This window comes from Bacteroides sp. RCH18, from assembly GCF_058231005.1.
In genome coordinates this window covers 2,539,398-2,555,236 of sequence record NZ_JBIPTC010000001.1, presented here as the reverse complement: position 1 = coordinate 2,555,236, position 15,839 = coordinate 2,539,398, and the positions used below count along the sequence as shown (strand labels likewise).

Here is a 15,839-nt window from a genome sequence, read left to right as displayed (position 1 = left end):
AATCAATTTATAAATCATTTAAAATTTTATTCGTTATGAGAAATCTACAAATTATTGGCAATGTGCCACAAGTAAGAAGGGAAAGTAACTTTGGTGAATATGCAGAAGAAGCGGTAATAATCGAAGAACAGCCACAGGTAAAGAAAGAGAATCCTCATTTCTTGGAAGCTAATACACTAGAGGTTACAATGCAACATTTGAAAGAAGATTGTATTACACCCGTATTTGCTAAAGATAATGAGCTTACAATTTCTCACCCTGCATTTATAGAGACTGTTTATGACGCTGCAAATACTTTTTTCAGTGGTGAAAGCATTGATAAGCCCGATATTCGTGTAAGTCATGTTATTAAGGGTCGTATACCAGAGGCAATACACAAACCTGCAAATCAACTTCTTGAAAGTGATAAGACTATCTACTACGAAAGATGTGCTTTTATTATTCAGATTCCTACGATTTACGAAACGGTGAACGGAAATAAGCTAATTCTTACTATTGGTGGTGTTCGTGCTTATAATCATACCAATTTGTATAGCAAGAAGGGAGCAGAGAGGGTAAAAACTTTTATAGGCTTTACCTGTAAAGTATGCACAAATTTGTGTGTATCAACAGACGGTTTTCTTAGTTGCTTGGAAGTTACTAATACCAAAGATTTATATCGGGCTGTATTAGAAATGTTTCAGAGTTATCAACCTGCAAAACATCTACATTTAATGCAAACACTTGGTAACTCATATCTCACAGAACATCAATTTTGCCAATTACTTGGGAGAATGAGACTTTATCAATCATTGCCACAAAGTTATCAGAAAGATATTCCACGTATGTTATTTACTGATACACAGATTAACAATGTGGCTAGGGCTTATATCAATGATGAGAACTTTGGTAGCTTGGGAAGTGACTTATCTATGTGGGAATTCTTTAATTTGTTAACTGGAGCGTGTAAAAATAGTTATATCGACACGTTTTTGGATAGAGCGGTAAATGCTACTGAAATAGCAACGGGAATAAATGCCGCTTTGCATGGAGACACTAAATATAAGTGGTTTATTGATTGATTAAACAGGGGAATATTCAGAAATGGGTATTCTCCTATTTTATTAACTACGTAAAACAAAGAATCATGTTTTATTATAGGATACTTGTTTGGCTCTTTTGGGTGGTATTGTCTTTTATAACAGGTTGTGTTCCGTTAATCCTACTTATTCTTTTAATTGGCTTATGGGAAGTGGAAGAAGCGAATAATCGTCACTAATATACAAAGTGAATGTTTCATTATAAATCAGTAAGTTAGCTTTATAGGTTGCTTGGTGGTATTGGTGGAATATTCACTTTTATTTATTTACTTATAAAATTGAATATTTATGAGCTTGAAATATAGTAATACAACAGCCGATTATCTACAATGGGGAGAAGCTATGAACCTAGTTCGTTCTCTTTATAAAGACGAAGATTATAAGATGTCCCTACTTATTGCAATAGGTTGTTTTTGGGGACTACGAATAAGTGATATGCTTGCCTTGCATTGGAAACAGATTTTAAATGTTGATGAATTTACGATAATAGAGAAGAAAACAGGAAAGCAGCGTACTATCAGAATTAATCAGCAGTTAAAACGGCACATTGCAGATTGTTATAAACAGATACAACCGATTGGAATAAATGCACCTATTTTGGTAAGTCAGAAAGGAACAGTTTACAGGGTGCAAAGTATTGATGTATTATTGAAAAAGATGCAAATCAAATACAAGCTATCGGTTAAAAACTTTTCATGCCATTCATTAAGAAAAACATTTGGTAGACAGGTGTATAATATGAATAGCGATAATTCAGAGTTGGCACTTGTTAAGCTAATGGAATTATTTAATCATTCTAGTGTATCTATTACTAAGAGATATTTAGGATTGAGACAAGAAGAGCTGTTAAATACTTATGATTGCCTTACTTTTTAATAAACAATAGTTCTTGCTATTACAAACGCTTTTCGTAACTTTGTGGCAATTTCAGATACCTAATGTGTTAGGGCTGAAAGGACATATTAGTTAACGAAGAGCGTTTTAAATATTATTCTTAATCTGAAATCTCGACAATTTCAATCTCCAAGAATAATAGGCAAGAACGCTCACGTCAATGTTATATACCTATCTTGTTAAGATAGTCTATATATCGTTTGGCGTGGGCTATTGTTTATTATTTGGAGATGGGCAGTCGAGAGCCTCAGATTAGATAATATCCAATAGTTCCCACGCTTTTCTCATTGTATAATACTATCCAAAGGGAACAGGGTGGATAAAACGATATATAACTACGAATCAGACATTAAGAAACAACTTTAGCTACTATCTTTTAAGTAGCCAACTCAATTTTTGAGCAGCTTATACTACAAATGAAATTATTAACAAAAAGATTATTTACAGAATATGAAAACATTTAGATTTTTTGCGACTTTATTGGTTGTTGCTTTATGTGCAGGTTTTACTTCTTGTAGCGATGATGATGATGAAAATCCATTAGTAGGTACTTGGGTGAATATAGAGAATAGGAACTCTATGGAATATAAAGAAGTAATGACTATTAATGAAAACGGTACGGGTTCAAGTGCTAATTATACTAATGGTCAATTAGACAAAGACGGAGTAGAAAATTTCAGATATACTTATGACGAAAACAGTAAGGTCTTTACTTGGATATGGGAAGAAGATAGCGACGGAGAGAGTGATGTTTATTCAATGCATGTTCGAGAACTGACAGGCTCTAAATTAGTTTTAGTTGATGATATGGATGAAGAAGGTGAAGGAGAGGTTATTACATACACAAAACAATAATAGGGTTTAAAAACAAAATGCTAGTCTTATTAGGCTAGCATTTACAATTACTTATAATTTATATATTATGGAAAGTTTATTAATGGTTGCACTGGCAGGAATAGTGGGGAGTTTTATCTTTTCTTTAATAACAAAAACTGAAAAAAAGAGAGAAGTGTCAGAATTTGTCGACGAAAATCCGAATAAAGAATATAATGCGTATCAACCTAAAGAAGATATAGTATTGTATGCAGATAAAGCATATATAACAGAAGGAGACTTTGTATTGGTATCATGGCAATGTTATAGTTCTAATATAGATATTGTCACTCTGCAACTTGATAACGGGTATAAACTTCTTAATTATTCTATTGATGCAAATGGGCAAAAAGAGTTTAAAATATCTGTTTTTAGAAATGTTCTTAAAATTTCGATAATATACAGGAAGGGAAATATACAAGATGTGAAAAGCATTGTGTTGAAAAGGAAAAATTAAACTGTAAATATGGGAGTATTAATAGGAATTATAATTTATGCGATAATAGCATATATTACCTGTCCACGTAAAGAAAATGGGAGTTTTGAAGAAGGAGCAATAGCATTGTATATCATCGTTCCTGTTGTGGTTTTGGCGATTTATCTTATATGTAATAATTAGAAAAAAAGTCCATGAGGAAAATTTTATATTGCATATTACCAATCTTCTTATGTTCTGTTTTATCTTGTGATAGGAAAAGACAACCAAGTGAACAGGATATGAAAGATTCGTTAGCAGCAGCTAACTTAATGAAATGTGCAAAGTTTTTGTATAATACTTTGTTTGATGATGAGCTTAAATGCTTTAAACCACGTATTTTTATAAAGTACAGGCAACCTGTAAATGGCTTTGATGTAACTGTTATGTGTTTGCCGTATAACTATACTTATGATAAAGAGAGGGAGACTGAAATATGGGGAAATGCACTACTGTATTTTGAAAAGGAAGATAACAGATTCTATATTTACAATGAAAGCTTTTCTGACAGTGTTCTTTATTATGTAAACGAACAAGAAGTTAGAGATAACATGATATTAGAATTGGATTATTTACCTAAATCAACAAAGGAGTATTTGAGTCATAACTCACCATTCTTTTTCTCTGATGTGGATTTTGACGGAGAAGAAGAATTAATTATCAATAACTGGAGATGTGGTACAAGACATTGCAATACCTATGATGTTTACAAGATAACCAATAATGAAGTGAAGCAACTGACAGAAGCGCCATTTGTTAATCCAACAGGAAAAATCAGCAATTATAATTCAGATTTTGATTCTGTAAATAAAACTATAACAATACACAAAAGAACAGGAAGTGCTTACTATGGTGGTTACTATAAATATAGCTTAGTTAAAAGAGTGGATTTGAATAGTTATGATAGGCTTAGTAAATGTAATGAATTAGAACTGATAGAGGCTGAAATCATAGATTATGATAGAAATACTTCAACTTGTTCATTTAGGCGGTATAAAAGGATAAAAGATAGGTTACAGAAAATAGGAGAAGGTAAGTATGATAACGTTTCTGAATATGATACCATTGATATAAAGTAAAAGAGAAAACAGCATTTGAAGTAATTCATTTGCTGTTTTTTATAGAATAGCAATGTCGTGCAATTGTATTATTAATCTTTTCAATTAAAATTTGAAAGTAAAATAGTATCTTTGTAGAGATAAAATTTGTTGAACCATGTTACATTGAATTTGACGCTGGCGCAAACCATAGCGCAAACCGGAGCTAAAAAAGAAAAAGGCACCCAGAAGTGGAAGCCTCCCAAATGCCTTATTCTTATCAAGTAGCGGGACCCGGGATTGAACCGGGGACCTCATGATTATGAATCATGCGCTCTAACCAGCTGAGCTATCCCGCCATCATTTCTCGATTGCGGGTGCAAAGATAGATGTTTTTCTGTAATCTCCAAAACAATTCATAACTTTTTTGTGTTTTTTCTTTAGAACGAGGTTCTCTTTTTCCTATAAATAGGGAGTTTGGGGCTTTGAAAAGAAATAAGTTTTAAATAAAGTGTCTGATTTATGCCACATAATTAGAAAAAAGTATTTATCTTGGCACACGTAAAAACAATTCGAAATTGCTATGAAAAAAGAAAAAATTCATTTGGAGTATTTGTTGAACGCAACATCTAAAAATATTCTTTGGGCAGCTATTAGCACACCGACCGGGTTGGAGGACTGGTTTGCTGATAAAGTAGTATCTGATGATAAAATCGTAGAATTCCATTGGGGGAAGACTGAACAAAGAAATGCCGAAATTATTGCGATCCGTTCTTTCTCATTTATTCGCTTCCGTTGGCAGGATGACGAAAATGAACGCGACTACTTTGAAATCAAAATGACTTATAATGAGCTGACAAGTGACTATGTATTAGAAATTACAGACTTCGCAGAGGCGGACGAAGTTGCTGACATGAAAGAATTGTGGGAGTCGCAAGTGGCGAAATTGAGAAGAACGTGTGGTTTTTAGTTAACTTTCAACTAAAAATTTTCTATGCTACTTTTTTTGTGCTAATTTTGCGTCTTAATTGCACGAACCTATTAAGATGCTACGCATAAAGAAATTAGATATATTTATCGTAAAGAGCTTCCTGATGCTCTTTATAGGTACATTCTTCATCTGTCTCTTCATCTTCATGATGCAGTTTTTGTGGAGATATGTAGACGAGTTAGTCGGAAAGGGACTGGATATGAGTGTGATAGCTCAGTTCTTCTTTTATTCCGCATTGACACTGGTGCCAATATCGTTGCCGTTGGCAATATTGCTGGCTTCTTTAATAACCTTCGGCAACTTTGGCGAACGTTACGAGTTGCTCGCAATGAAAGCTGCGGGTATATCCTTGCTTAAAATTATGCGCCCGCTGGCTTTCTTTGTCTGTGGTTTGGTTGCTGTCTCTTTTTATTTCCAAAATGTCGTGGGGCCTATTGCTCAGACGAAACTATACACACTGATTATTTCGATGAAACAAAAGTCTCCGGAATTGGATATCCCGGAGGGGGTGTTTTATTCGGAAATACCGGATTATAACCTGAAGATAGCCAAGAAGAACCGGAAAACAGGTATGATGTATGATGTGCTGATCTATAACCTGAAAGACGGATTTGAGAACGCACATATTATTTATGCAGATTCCGGACGAATGGAAATGACTGCAGACAAGCAGCATCTCTGGCTGCATTTGTACAGTGGTGATTTATTTGAAAACCTGAGATCACAGAGTATGAAATCTCAGAATGTGCCGTATCGTCGGGAAGAATTCCGGGAAAAACATACGATTATTGAGTTTGACTCAGACTTTAATATGGCGGATGCCAGTATTATGAGCAATACATCTGCTGCCAAAGATATGTCGATGCTGCAAGCCTCCATCGACTCAATGAAAATGGTGGGCGATAGTATCGGAAGACAATATTACCGGGAAGTTTCTGAAGGGAATTTCCGTACCACCTATGGATTGACAAAGGAGGATACGGTCAAGATTATGGAGGCGAATATTACTGAATATAATATCGACAGTCTCTATGAGGTAGCTCCTTTGATGCAGAAGCAGAAGGTGATTTCATCCGCTGCAAGTCGTGCGGAAAACCTGAGCAGTGATATAAACTTCAAGAGTTATACGATGGGTAGCCATGATTATAGTATGCGGAAGCATGAGATAGAGTGGCATAAAAAGATCACTATTTCACTTTCCTGCCTGCTGTTCTTCTTCATTGGTGCCCCATTGGGCGGAATTATCCGTAAAGGAGGACTCGGTATGCCGGTCATCGTTTCGGTGATGGTATTCATCATTTATTATATCATAGACAATACGGGCTATAAGATGGCACGTGACGGCAGATGGGTCGTATGGATGGGAGTGTGGACCAGTAGTGCCGTGCTTGCCCCGTTGGGTGCTTTCCTGACTTACAAATCAAATAAAGACTCTGTAGTGCTCAATGCCGATGCGTATATCAATTGGTTTAAGAAGATTGTCGGTATCCGTAACATACGCCATTTATTCAAGAAAGAGGTGGTGATTCACGATCCGGATTATACTCGCATACCGGGTGATTTGCAGGTGCTTACTGACGAGTGCAAAGAGTATATAGCTAAAAATCGCCTGATGAAAGCTCCGAACTATTTTAAGCTGTGGATGTCGGGCGAGAAGGATGATGAGATGATATCTATCAATGAAAAGTTAGAGACACTCATAGAGGAGATGTCCAATACGAAGTCTGTGACTTTGCTGAATACATTAAACAATTATCCGATTATTTCCGTTTCTGCTCATATACGCCCGTTCCACACCTATTGGCTGAATCTGGCTGCCGGGGTTATTTTCCCTATAGGATTATTCTTTTATTTCCGCATCTGGGCATTCCGTGTCCGGTTGGCGAAAGATATGGAACGGATAATAAAAAACAATGAACAAATTCAATTCATCATACAGAATATTAATAAATAAGTGTTATGGAAGAGATTAAAATGGATAGAATAGAAGATGCGATTGCCGATTTCAAAGAAGGCAAGTTTGTCATTGTAGTGGATGATGAAGATCGTGAAAACGAAGGTGATTTAATCATAGCTGCCGAAAAGATAACTCCTGAGAAAGTTAACTTTATGTTGAAACATGCGCGTGGTGTGCTCTGTGCACCTATCACGGTGTCGCGTTGTAAAGAACTGGATTTGCCGCATCAGGTCAGTGATAATACTTCTGTATTGGGCACTCCTTTTACAGTGACAATTGACAAACTGGAAGGTTGTAGTACCGGAGTTTCTGCTTCCGACCGTGCTGCTACTATTCAGGCGTTGGCCGATCCTGCTTCTACACCGGCTACTTTCGGACGTCCCGGACATATTAATCCGCTGTATGCACAGGAAAAAGGAGTACTTCGTCGTGCCGGACATACAGAAGCTACCATTGATATGGCACGCCTTGCCGGACTTTACCCTGCAGGTGCTCTGATGGAAATAATGAGCGATGACGGTACGATGGCACGTCTGCCGGAACTTCGTGCAATGGCTGATGAACATGGACTGAAACTGATTTCCATTCATGACTTGATTGCTTATCGTCTGAAACAGGAGTCAATCGTAGAAAAAGGTGTTGAGGTAAATATGCCGACCGAACATGGTATGTTCCGTCTGATTCCTTTCCGTCAGAAATCGAATGGACTGGAGCATATGGCTATATTTAAAGGTACATGGAATGAAGACGAACCTATCTTGGTGCGTGTCCATTCATCTTGCGCTACTGGTGATATTCTTGGCTCACACCGTTGTGACTGTGGCGAGCAGTTGCATAAAGCGATGGAAATGATTGAAAAAGAAGGAAAAGGTGTGGTGGTTTATCTGAATCAGGAAGGTCGTGGAATCGGTTTGATGGAAAAGATGAAAGCATATAAACTTCAGGAAGACGGTATGGATACCGTTGACGCCAACCTTTGCTTAGGACACCTGGCAGACGAACGCGACTATGGAGTGGGAGCCCAGATTCTGCGTGAACTGGGAGTGCACAAAATGAAACTTCTGACAAATAATCCCGTGAAACGTGTAGGGCTGGAAGCCTATGGACTGGAAATTGTAGAAAATGTACCTGTTGAAACAGTTCCTAATCCTTATAATGAGCGATATCTGAGAACAAAGAAAGAAAGAATGGGACATACATTACATTTTAATAAGTAAAATGCCATTTTGTTTTCATATGTCGAATATTATCGCTTATTTTGCAACGAATTTCACTCAACAACAATAAAATAGATACAAAATGAATCAATTATCAGATCGTTTGAACAGCTTGTCGCCGTCGGCGACGCTTGCCATGTCGCAAAAGAGCAACGAACTCAAAGCGCAGGGTATTGATGTTATTAACTTAAGTGTAGGAGAACCGGATTTCAATACTCCTGACCACATCAAAGAAGCTGCGAAGAAAGCCATTGATGATAACTTTTCTCGCTACTCTCCGGTACCGGGTTATCCGGCTTTACGCAATGCGATTGTTGAGAAGCTGAAAAAAGAGAACGGTCTAGAATATACTGCTGCTCAGATTTCTTGTGCCAATGGTGCAAAGCAATCTGTATGTAATGCGATCCTGGTATTGGTAAATCCGGGTGATGAAGTAATTGTACCGGCTCCTTACTGGGTGAGCTATCCGGAAATGGTGAAGATGGCAGAAGGTACTCCTGTCATTGTTTCTGCCGGCATCGAACAAGATTTCAAAATTACTCCGGAACAACTGGAAGCAGCTATTACTCCGAAAACAAAAGCATTGATTCTTTGTTCTCCGTCCAACCCGACAGGTTCTGTTTACAGCAAAGAAGAACTGGCTGGACTGGCAGCCGTGCTGGCTAAGTATCCGCAAGTAGTGGTAATTGCTGACGAGATTTACGAACATATCAATTATATCGGTGCACATCAGAGCATTGCTCAGTTCCCGGAAATGAAAGAACGTACAGTGATCGTGAACGGTGTATCCAAAGCCTATGCAATGACCGGATGGAGAATCGGTTTCATTGCTGGTCCGGAATGGATTGTGAAAGCTTGTAACAAGCTTCAGGGACAATACACTTCAGGTCCTTGCTCGGTATCTCAGAAAGCTGCTGAGGCTGCTTACGTAGGTACACAAGAACCGGTGAAAGAAATGCAGAAGGCATTTGAACGTCGTCGTGACCTGATCGTGAAGTTGGCTAAAGAAGTGCCGGGTTTCGAAGTAAACGTACCGCAAGGCGCTTTCTATCTGTTCCCGAAATGTAGCTACTTCTTCGGAAAGAGCAACGGCGAACGTAAGATTGAAAACTCGGACGACCTGGCAATGTACCTGCTCGAAGATGCTCATGTAGCTTGTGTAGGCGGTACTTCCTTTGGTGCTCCTGAATGTATTCGTATGAGCTACGCTACAAGTGATGAAAACATTGTAGAAGCTATCCGCCGAATCAAGGAAGCATTGGCTAAATTGAAATAAGCAATCTTAAAGAATATAGAACGGTAGGCTATCTCCTGAAAAAGAAAGTCTACCGTTTTTTTATGCAATTTCCTTTTGTCCGTAGCGATAAAATAAAAAAGGCTGCCTTCCGTAGAAAGCAGCCTATACTTTTTTGTAGATTGTATTATTCAGCCGGGTGAATAGCTTCAGACGGGCAAACGTCTGCGCAAGTTCCACAGTCAGTACATACATCTGGGTTGATAGAATAGATATCACCTTCAGAGATAGCTTCTACCGGACACTCGTCGATACAAGTTCCGCAAGCAATACAATCGTCACTAATTACGTAAGCCATTTTTTTAAGATTTAAATTATTAGTACTAATTCGTTCGGCAAAAATAAAGCTTTTATTCATTACTTGGTATGCTTCTTTGATTAAATTGACTTAATTTGTACGTCTTCTAAATAAGCAACCTCCCTATTATGTGCTATATTTTTCGTATTTTTGCAGCCAAATTACTAATATATAGCGATTATGCCTTTAAATTTACCCGATAAGCTCCCTGCAATAGAATTATTGAAGGAAGAGAATATTTTCGTAATTGATACTTCGCGTGCTACGCAACAGGATATTCGTCCGTTGCGGATTGTGATTCTGAACCTGATGCCGTTGAAGATTACAACGGAAACAGACTTGGTGCGGCTGCTCTCGAATACGCCTCTCCAGGTAGAAATCTCGTTTATGAAGATCAAAAGTCATACATCCAAGAATACGCCGATAGAACATATGCAAACGTTCTATACCGACTTCGAGCAAATGCGTAATGAGAAATACGACGGCATGATCATCACCGGTGCTCCGGTGGAACAGATGGACTTCGAGGAAGTGACTTATTGGGAGGAAATTACCGAAATATTTGATTGGGCACGTACGCACGTGACGTCTACCTTATATATATGCTGGGCTGCGCAAGCCGGACTGTATCATCACTACGGAGTTCCCAAGTATCCACTGGACCAGAAAATGTTCGGAATCTTCGAACATCGGGTACTGGAACCTTTCCATTCTATCTTCCGCGGATTTGACGATTGCTTCTATGTGCCGCATAGCCGCCATACGGAAGTACGCAGGGAAGACATCCTCAAAGTGCCGGAACTGACATTGCTTTCCGAATCGAAAGATGCGGGCGTTTATATGGCTATGGCACGTGGCGGACGTGAGTTCTTCGTGACCGGACATTCGGAATACTCTCCCTATACCTTGGATACGGAATATCGTCGTGATCTGGGTAAAGGACTGCCGATCGAAGTTCCCCGTAACTATTACGTAGATGATGATCCGGACAAAGGTCCGTTGGTCCGTTGGCGCGCTCATGCCAACCTTTTGTTCTCCAACTGGCTGAACTACTTTGTTTATCAGGAAACGCCTTACAACATTAATGATATTGAATGATCAAGCAGCGTAAAATAGAACTTCTCGCCCCGGCGAAGAATCTGGAATGTGGTATCGAAGCTATCAATCACGGAGCAGATGCCGTATATATCGGTGCACCTAAATTTGGCGCCCGTGCAGCGGCTGTGAATTCTCTGGAAGATATCGAAGCGTTGGTAAAACATGCTCACTTGTATAATGCCCGTATCTATGTCACAGTCAATACGATTCTGAAAGAAGAAGAGCTGAAAGAGACGGAAGAGATGATCCACGCCCTGTATCGGGTTGGCGTGGATGCTCTGATTGTGCAGGATATGGGAATCACGAAACTGAATCTTCCGCCGATACCTCTTCATGCCAGTACGCAGATGGACAATCGGACACCGGAAAGGGTGAAGTTCCTCTGGGAAGCGGGCTTCCGTCAGGTTGTTCTGGCACGGGAATTGTCGATCCGTGAAATAAGGAAGATACACGAAACTTGTCCCGAAGTTCCGCTGGAAGTGTTTGTACACGGGGCGCTTTGCGTAAGCTATAGCGGTCAGTGCTACGTTAGCCAGGCTTGTTTCGGGCGCAGCGCGAATCGGGGAGAGTGTGCGCAGTTTTGCCGCTTGCCTTTCAGTCTTGTCGATTCGGAAGGAAAAGTGATTGTGAAAGACAAGCACTTGCTCTCTTTGAAAGATATGAACCAGAGTGACGAACTGGAACGGTTGCTGGATGCCGGAGCTTCCTCATTCAAAATAGAAGGACGTCTGAAAGATGTGTCTTATGTGAAGAATGTAACGGCTGCCTATCGTCAGAAGCTGGATGCCGTCTTTGCCCGCCGACCGGAATATGTGCGCGCTTCTTCCGGCACTTGCCGTTTCGACTTTAAACCGCAGCTGGACAAGAGCTTCAGTCGCGGATTTACTCATTACTTCCTGCATGGCCGCAGTGAGGATATTTTTTCTTTCGATACTCCGAAATCATTGGGAGAGGAGATGGGCACAATGAAAGAAGCCCGTGGCAACTTTCTGACCGTTGCCGGACTGAAATCATTCAATAACGGAGACGGTGTCTGCTATATTGATGAACAGGGACGTTTGCAGGGATTCCGGATTAATCGGGTGGATGGAAACAAACTTTATCCTCAGGAGATGCCCCGCATCAAGCCCCGTACCAAGCTCTATCGTAACTTCGATCAGGAGTTTGAACGCATACTTTCCCGCAAGTCGGCCGAACGGAAGATTGCCGTTAGCATACTGCTTGCAGATAACAACTTCGGTTTCTCTCTGACACTGACGGATGAGGACGATAACAGCGTTACGCTCACTCTGTCTCGTGAGAAAGAGCCGGCTCGGACTCCACAGGCTGATAACTTGAAGACGCAGCTTGCTAAATTGGGAAACACGCCTTTCGAAGCGGAAAAGATCGAAATCTCCTTTTCGGAGAATTGGTTCTTACCGGCTTCTGTTTTGGCGGACTTCCGCCGTCAGGCGATAGAAAAGCTGATTGCTGCCCGACGCATCAATTACCGTCAGGAACTGGCTGTCTGGAAGCCGACTTCACATGCTTTTCCGCAGGCTGCACTTACTTATTTGGGAAACGTGATGAACACCCGTGCAGCTTCTTTTTATCGGGAACATGGAGTGCAGCAAGTGGCTGAGGCTTATGAAAAGGAACGGGTGGAAGATGCCGTGCTGATGTTCTGCAAACACTGCCTGCGTTATAGCATGGGCTGGTGTCCTATCCATCAACGAGTGCGCTCGCCTTATAAAGAGCCCTATTATCTGGTATCGAATGACGGAAAACGTTTCCGCCTTGAATTCGATTGCAAAAACTGTCAAATGAAAGTAAAAGCGGCACAATGAAACGATTCCCCGGCAGAGATATGCAGAGTGTAACGGAGCTTGTTTTCGGCGGAGATAAGTTTCGTACCGCTTTGTGCTGTTCTGTCGTGGGGCTGCTGTTGACTTTGCTGTTCCTTTCATCCTGTCACTATACGCGTCCCGATCTTACTTCCGAGGAACTGTCGGAGAAGACAAAAGATTCTCTGAACTATCTTTATGACCGGCATTATACCTGGAATACGAATCTGGAAGTAACCACCGACTCGGTAACAATGGAGTGCCTGCCCATCAAGGACACCTACATTGCATTGTATAAAGGAGATCGGGTGGTTGTTGCCGAGTTTGCCATTCACCCTGCCGATAGTGTGGACAGTGTTTGGGTAAAGCTGGCACATACACAAGAGGAGCAAGGGTGGATACGTGAAACAGAATTGAAAGAATCGTTTGTGCCGACGGACAGTATTTCGCAGGCTATCCATTTTTTCAGTGATACGCATGCTTCTTATTTCATGATTATCTTCGCGTTGTTTGTTGGGGTCTATCTGTTTCGCGCTTTCCGCCGGAAGCAGTTGCAACTGGTCTATTTTAATGATATTGACAGTGTCTATCCGTTGTTTCTTTGCCTGCTGATGGCTTTCAGTGCGACGGTTTACGAATCGATGCAGGTCTTTGTGCCGGATACGTGGGAACATTTCTATTTCAATCCCACCTTATCGCCTTTTAAAGTACCTTTTATACTTTCAGTCTTTTTGCTGAGCATCTGGTTGTTTCTGATTGTCGCTTTGGCGGTGCTTGATGACCTGTTCCGGCAGTTGACTCCCGCGGCTGCGGTCTTTTATCTGCTGGGACTGATGTCCAGTTGTATTTTCTGCTATTTCTTCTTTATCCTGATGACACATATTTATATCGGTTATTTGTTCCTTGCATTCTTTATCTGGGTTTTTGCGAAGAAGGTGCATCGGAATATCAGCTATAAGTATCGTTGCGGACATTGCGGGGAGAAGTTGAAGGAGAAAGGTATTTGCCCCCATTGCGGAGCGATTAATGAATAATCTTTTATATCTTGTTTTTATATTCAAATCATACTTCTGAATGATGGAAATCAGACCTACCGAATTGAAAGATCTCCCTTTGGTGATGGAGATTTATGATTATGCCCGTGCTTTTATGCGTGCCAATGGGAATGCGACCCAATGGATTGACGGCTATCCGTCCGAATCATTTATCCGTCAGGAGATAGAAGACGGTCATAGCTTTGTCTGTACGGACGAACAAGGGGAGATATTGGGAACTTTCTGCTTTATATTAGGCGAAGATCCTACTTATCTGAATATTTATGAAGGTGCGTGGCTCAATGACGAACCTTACGGTGTCATCCACCGGATGGCTGCCAGCGGTAAAAGGAAAGGCGTATCGGAAGCCTGTCTGAACTGGTGCTTTGAACATTTTGAGAATATCCGTGTGGATACACATCGGGATAACAAAGTTATGCAGCACATTCTGACGAAATACGGCTTTCAGCGCTGTGGCATCATCTATGTCAAGAACGGGACAGAGCGCATTGCTTACCAAAGAATACTTGCCCTTTGATAAAGACTAATCGTTTTTTTCGGCTACCCCTTTTTCCTTACTTTGTTTCAAGGCATGAAACTGTTGGTTTCAACCTTTGAAACGAATGGTTTCAAGCATTGAAACTAATAGTTTCACCGCAGGGGACAAAGTGGCTTGAACTGGTGCAAGAGAATGTGCCCGCCATACTTTCCCGCCTTTCCCTATTACTTTGAAATTTCCTTTTGATTGAATAATGATTCAAGGCCGAAAGGTCTAACATTTTGGTCAATAGGTCGAATGATGGCGGTTTTATGTTCCGGATCGCTTAATTTTGTTGCTGAATACTCTAATAAATAATAAAGTATGGGTAATGGTATCTTTTTGCTTGATATTTCGCATCTGACAGAAACGGGGATGACTTCTTTTATAAAAGGGGAGATTGTGTTATCGGACAATATAGAGGTCCCTTTCTCCGAACCTGTAGAGCAGTTACCACAAAACAACTTTCCTGTTCAGGCGGGAATGTCTATCGTGCTGTTTTGTCTGGAGGGGGAGATACATATACGAATTTCTTTGAAGGAATATGTCTTGCGTCCGAATATGTTTTGTGTTATAATCACGGGAATGATTTTTGAAGTCCTTTCCATCAGTTATGACTTTCGTGGATTTATGATAGCTACCCGAACAGACTTTATGCCTACTACGGAAAAGACGACTCAGGTAATGTCTTTTTATAAATGTTTGCAGAATAGACACTGCTTCACTTTTGCAGAAAAGGAAGCGGGAGAATTTGTCCGGATCTATCGTTCTGCTAAAGCGACTTTGCAGGAGTCGGATCATCCTTTCAAGATTCCTATGTTGCAGTCTTACGTACAGATTTTGTATTACAGAATGCTGCCTATAGTAATCAAAGAGGAAGAATCGCAATCAAAATATTCACGCACACGGCAGGAAGAGATCTTTCAGCGTTTCATCGGTGAAGTGGAGAAACACTATCGGAAAGAACGCAGTGTGAAGTTTTATGCGGACTTGTTGTGCATTTCTCCTAAATATCTTTCTACTGTAGTTTATAAAGTCAGCCGGCAGTTGGCAGGGCAGTGGATTGATGCTTATGTAATACTTGAAGCAAAGACATTATTAAAATCAGGGAAGCTGACCATTCAGCAGATCAGCGAACAGCTGAACTTCTCGAATCAATCATTCTTCGGGAAGTTCTTTAAGCGCTGTGCTGGTATGTCTCCAAAGGATTATATGAACAGTTGATCTGTTA

General features: G+C 40.3%; 16 protein-coding genes and 1 tRNA gene. 15 read left to right on the top strand and 2 right to left on the bottom strand.

The window, feature by feature from the left end:
* Window positions 1-35: 35 nt before the first annotated feature.
* The 6 genes from ACHLI0_RS10165 to ACHLI0_RS10140 all read left to right on the top strand — a co-directional run bounded on the left by ACHLI0_RS10165 (window position 36) and on the right by ACHLI0_RS10140 (window position 4,400).
* Window positions 36-1,061 carry a DUF3871 family protein gene (locus ACHLI0_RS10165; RefSeq protein ID WP_490749072.1) on the top strand — a complete coding sequence of 342 codons (1,026 nt, stop codon included), beginning with the start codon at window positions 36-38 and terminating at the stop codon, window positions 1,059-1,061.
* Window positions 1,062-1,367: 306 nt separating this feature from the next.
* On the top strand, window positions 1,368-1,955 hold the full coding sequence (locus ACHLI0_RS10160; RefSeq protein ID WP_049703544.1) for a tyrosine-type recombinase/integrase: 588 nt from the start codon (window positions 1,368-1,370) through the stop codon (window positions 1,953-1,955).
* Window positions 1,956-2,423: 468 nt separating this feature from the next.
* The gene (locus ACHLI0_RS10155) at window positions 2,424-2,828 is read left to right on the top strand and encodes a hypothetical protein (protein WP_490749071.1); all 405 of its coding nucleotides are present in this window, start codon (window positions 2,424-2,426) and stop codon (window positions 2,826-2,828) included.
* A gap of 67 nt (window positions 2,829-2,895) precedes the next feature.
* Complete coding sequence (locus tag ACHLI0_RS10150) at window positions 2,896-3,303, top strand: hypothetical protein (RefSeq protein WP_004303483.1); 408 nt, start codon at window positions 2,896-2,898, stop codon at window positions 3,301-3,303.
* 9 nt (window positions 3,304-3,312) lie between these two features.
* Window positions 3,313-3,465, top strand: coding sequence for a hypothetical protein (locus ACHLI0_RS10145; RefSeq protein ID WP_004303481.1), 153 nt, complete (start codon window positions 3,313-3,315; stop codon window positions 3,463-3,465).
* A 98-nt stretch (window positions 3,466-3,563) separates the two neighbouring features.
* Window positions 3,564-4,400, top strand: a complete 837-nt coding sequence (locus ACHLI0_RS10140; RefSeq protein ID WP_490749070.1) for a hypothetical protein — start codon at window positions 3,564-3,566, stop codon at window positions 4,398-4,400.
* Between the two features lie 243 nt (window positions 4,401-4,643).
* Here the strand turns inward: ACHLI0_RS10140 and ACHLI0_RS10135 are convergent.
* A tRNA-Met gene (locus ACHLI0_RS10135) sits at window positions 4,644-4,717 on the bottom strand.
* Window positions 4,718-4,941: 224 nt separating this feature from the next.
* On the opposite strand from ACHLI0_RS10135, the gene ACHLI0_RS10130 reads away from it, so the two are divergent.
* The 4 genes from ACHLI0_RS10130 to ACHLI0_RS10115 all read left to right on the top strand — a co-directional run bounded on the left by ACHLI0_RS10130 (window position 4,942) and on the right by ACHLI0_RS10115 (window position 9,799).
* Window positions 4,942-5,328, top strand: coding sequence for an START-like domain-containing protein (locus ACHLI0_RS10130; protein ID WP_008763744.1), 387 nt, complete (start codon window positions 4,942-4,944; stop codon window positions 5,326-5,328).
* Between the two features lie 76 nt (window positions 5,329-5,404).
* Complete coding sequence (locus tag ACHLI0_RS10125) at window positions 5,405-7,303, top strand: LptF/LptG family permease (protein WP_103878253.1); 1,899 nt, start codon at window positions 5,405-5,407, stop codon at window positions 7,301-7,303.
* Between the two features lie 5 nt (window positions 7,304-7,308).
* Complete coding sequence (locus tag ACHLI0_RS10120) at window positions 7,309-8,523, top strand: bifunctional 3,4-dihydroxy-2-butanone-4-phosphate synthase/GTP cyclohydrolase II (RefSeq protein WP_008763746.1); 1,215 nt, start codon at window positions 7,309-7,311, stop codon at window positions 8,521-8,523.
* 82 nt (window positions 8,524-8,605) lie between these two features.
* The gene (locus ACHLI0_RS10115) at window positions 8,606-9,799 is read left to right on the top strand and encodes a pyridoxal phosphate-dependent aminotransferase (RefSeq protein ID WP_008763747.1); all 1,194 of its coding nucleotides are present in this window, start codon (window positions 8,606-8,608) and stop codon (window positions 9,797-9,799) included.
* A gap of 145 nt (window positions 9,800-9,944) precedes the next feature.
* On the opposite strand, the gene fdxA is transcribed toward ACHLI0_RS10115, so the two are convergent.
* On the bottom strand, window positions 9,945-10,115 hold the full coding sequence (gene fdxA / locus ACHLI0_RS10110; protein WP_002559159.1) for a 4Fe-4S ferredoxin: 171 nt from the start codon (window positions 10,113-10,115) through the stop codon (window positions 9,945-9,947).
* Between the two features lie 180 nt (window positions 10,116-10,295).
* Between fdxA and metA the strand changes: the two genes are divergently transcribed.
* The 5 genes from metA to ACHLI0_RS10085 all read left to right on the top strand — a co-directional run bounded on the left by metA (window position 10,296) and on the right by ACHLI0_RS10085 (window position 15,832).
* Window positions 10,296-11,213: a homoserine O-acetyltransferase MetA gene (gene metA, locus ACHLI0_RS10105; RefSeq protein ID WP_490749069.1), complete on the top strand. Its 918-nt coding sequence runs from the start codon at window positions 10,296-10,298 to the stop codon at window positions 11,211-11,213.
* Window positions 11,210-13,039 (top strand): peptidase U32 family protein, encoded by a 1,830-nt coding sequence (locus ACHLI0_RS10100; protein WP_490749068.1) that lies wholly within the window; start codon window positions 11,210-11,212, stop codon window positions 13,037-13,039. Before metA ends, ACHLI0_RS10100 begins: the two co-directional genes overlap by 4 nt.
* Window positions 13,036-14,070 carry a hypothetical protein gene (locus ACHLI0_RS10095; RefSeq protein ID WP_490749067.1) on the top strand — a complete coding sequence of 345 codons (1,035 nt, stop codon included), beginning with the start codon at window positions 13,036-13,038 and terminating at the stop codon, window positions 14,068-14,070. Before ACHLI0_RS10100 ends, ACHLI0_RS10095 begins: the two co-directional genes overlap by 4 nt.
* A 43-nt stretch (window positions 14,071-14,113) precedes the next feature.
* Window positions 14,114-14,608: a GNAT family N-acetyltransferase gene (locus ACHLI0_RS10090; RefSeq protein WP_490749568.1), complete on the top strand. Its 495-nt coding sequence runs from the start codon at window positions 14,114-14,116 to the stop codon at window positions 14,606-14,608.
* A 324-nt stretch (window positions 14,609-14,932) separates the two neighbouring features.
* Window positions 14,933-15,832: a helix-turn-helix domain-containing protein gene (locus ACHLI0_RS10085; protein ID WP_490749066.1), complete on the top strand. Its 900-nt coding sequence runs from the start codon at window positions 14,933-14,935 to the stop codon at window positions 15,830-15,832.
* Window positions 15,833-15,839 lie beyond the last annotated feature (7 nt).

Bases quoted from the DNA above. Each gene is read 5' to 3' on its own strand.
- ACHLI0_RS10095 (WP_490749067.1), top strand. From the start codon at position 13,036: ATGAAACGATTCCCCGGCAGAGATATGCAGAGTGTAACGGAGCTTGTT.
- ACHLI0_RS10145 (WP_004303481.1), top strand. From the start codon at position 3,313: ATGGGAGTATTAATAGGAATTATAATTTATGCGATAATAGCATATATT.
- ACHLI0_RS10125 (WP_103878253.1), top strand. From the start codon at position 5,405: ATGCTACGCATAAAGAAATTAGATATATTTATCGTAAAGAGCTTCCTG.
- ACHLI0_RS10160 (WP_049703544.1), top strand. From the start codon at position 1,368: ATGAGCTTGAAATATAGTAATACAACAGCCGATTATCTACAATGGGGA.
- ACHLI0_RS10100 (WP_490749068.1), top strand. From the start codon at position 11,210: ATGATCAAGCAGCGTAAAATAGAACTTCTCGCCCCGGCGAAGAATCTG.
- ACHLI0_RS10090 (WP_490749568.1), top strand. From the start codon at position 14,114: ATGGAAATCAGACCTACCGAATTGAAAGATCTCCCTTTGGTGATGGAG.
- ACHLI0_RS10130 (WP_008763744.1), top strand. From the start codon at position 4,942: ATGAAAAAAGAAAAAATTCATTTGGAGTATTTGTTGAACGCAACATCT.
- ACHLI0_RS10085 (WP_490749066.1), top strand. From the start codon at position 14,933: ATGGGTAATGGTATCTTTTTGCTTGATATTTCGCATCTGACAGAAACG.
- ACHLI0_RS10115 (WP_008763747.1), top strand. From the start codon at position 8,606: ATGAATCAATTATCAGATCGTTTGAACAGCTTGTCGCCGTCGGCGACG.
- ACHLI0_RS10165 (WP_490749072.1), top strand. From the start codon at position 36: ATGAGAAATCTACAAATTATTGGCAATGTGCCACAAGTAAGAAGGGAA.
- metA (WP_490749069.1), top strand. From the start codon at position 10,296: ATGCCTTTAAATTTACCCGATAAGCTCCCTGCAATAGAATTATTGAAG.
- ACHLI0_RS10120 (WP_008763746.1), top strand. From the start codon at position 7,309: ATGGAAGAGATTAAAATGGATAGAATAGAAGATGCGATTGCCGATTTC.
- fdxA (WP_002559159.1), bottom strand. From the start codon at position 10,115: ATGGCTTACGTAATTAGTGACGATTGTATTGCTTGCGGAACTTGTATC.
- ACHLI0_RS10155 (WP_490749071.1), top strand. From the start codon at position 2,424: ATGAAAACATTTAGATTTTTTGCGACTTTATTGGTTGTTGCTTTATGT.
- ACHLI0_RS10140 (WP_490749070.1), top strand. From the start codon at position 3,564: ATGAAAGATTCGTTAGCAGCAGCTAACTTAATGAAATGTGCAAAGTTT.
- ACHLI0_RS10150 (WP_004303483.1), top strand. From the start codon at position 2,896: ATGGAAAGTTTATTAATGGTTGCACTGGCAGGAATAGTGGGGAGTTTT.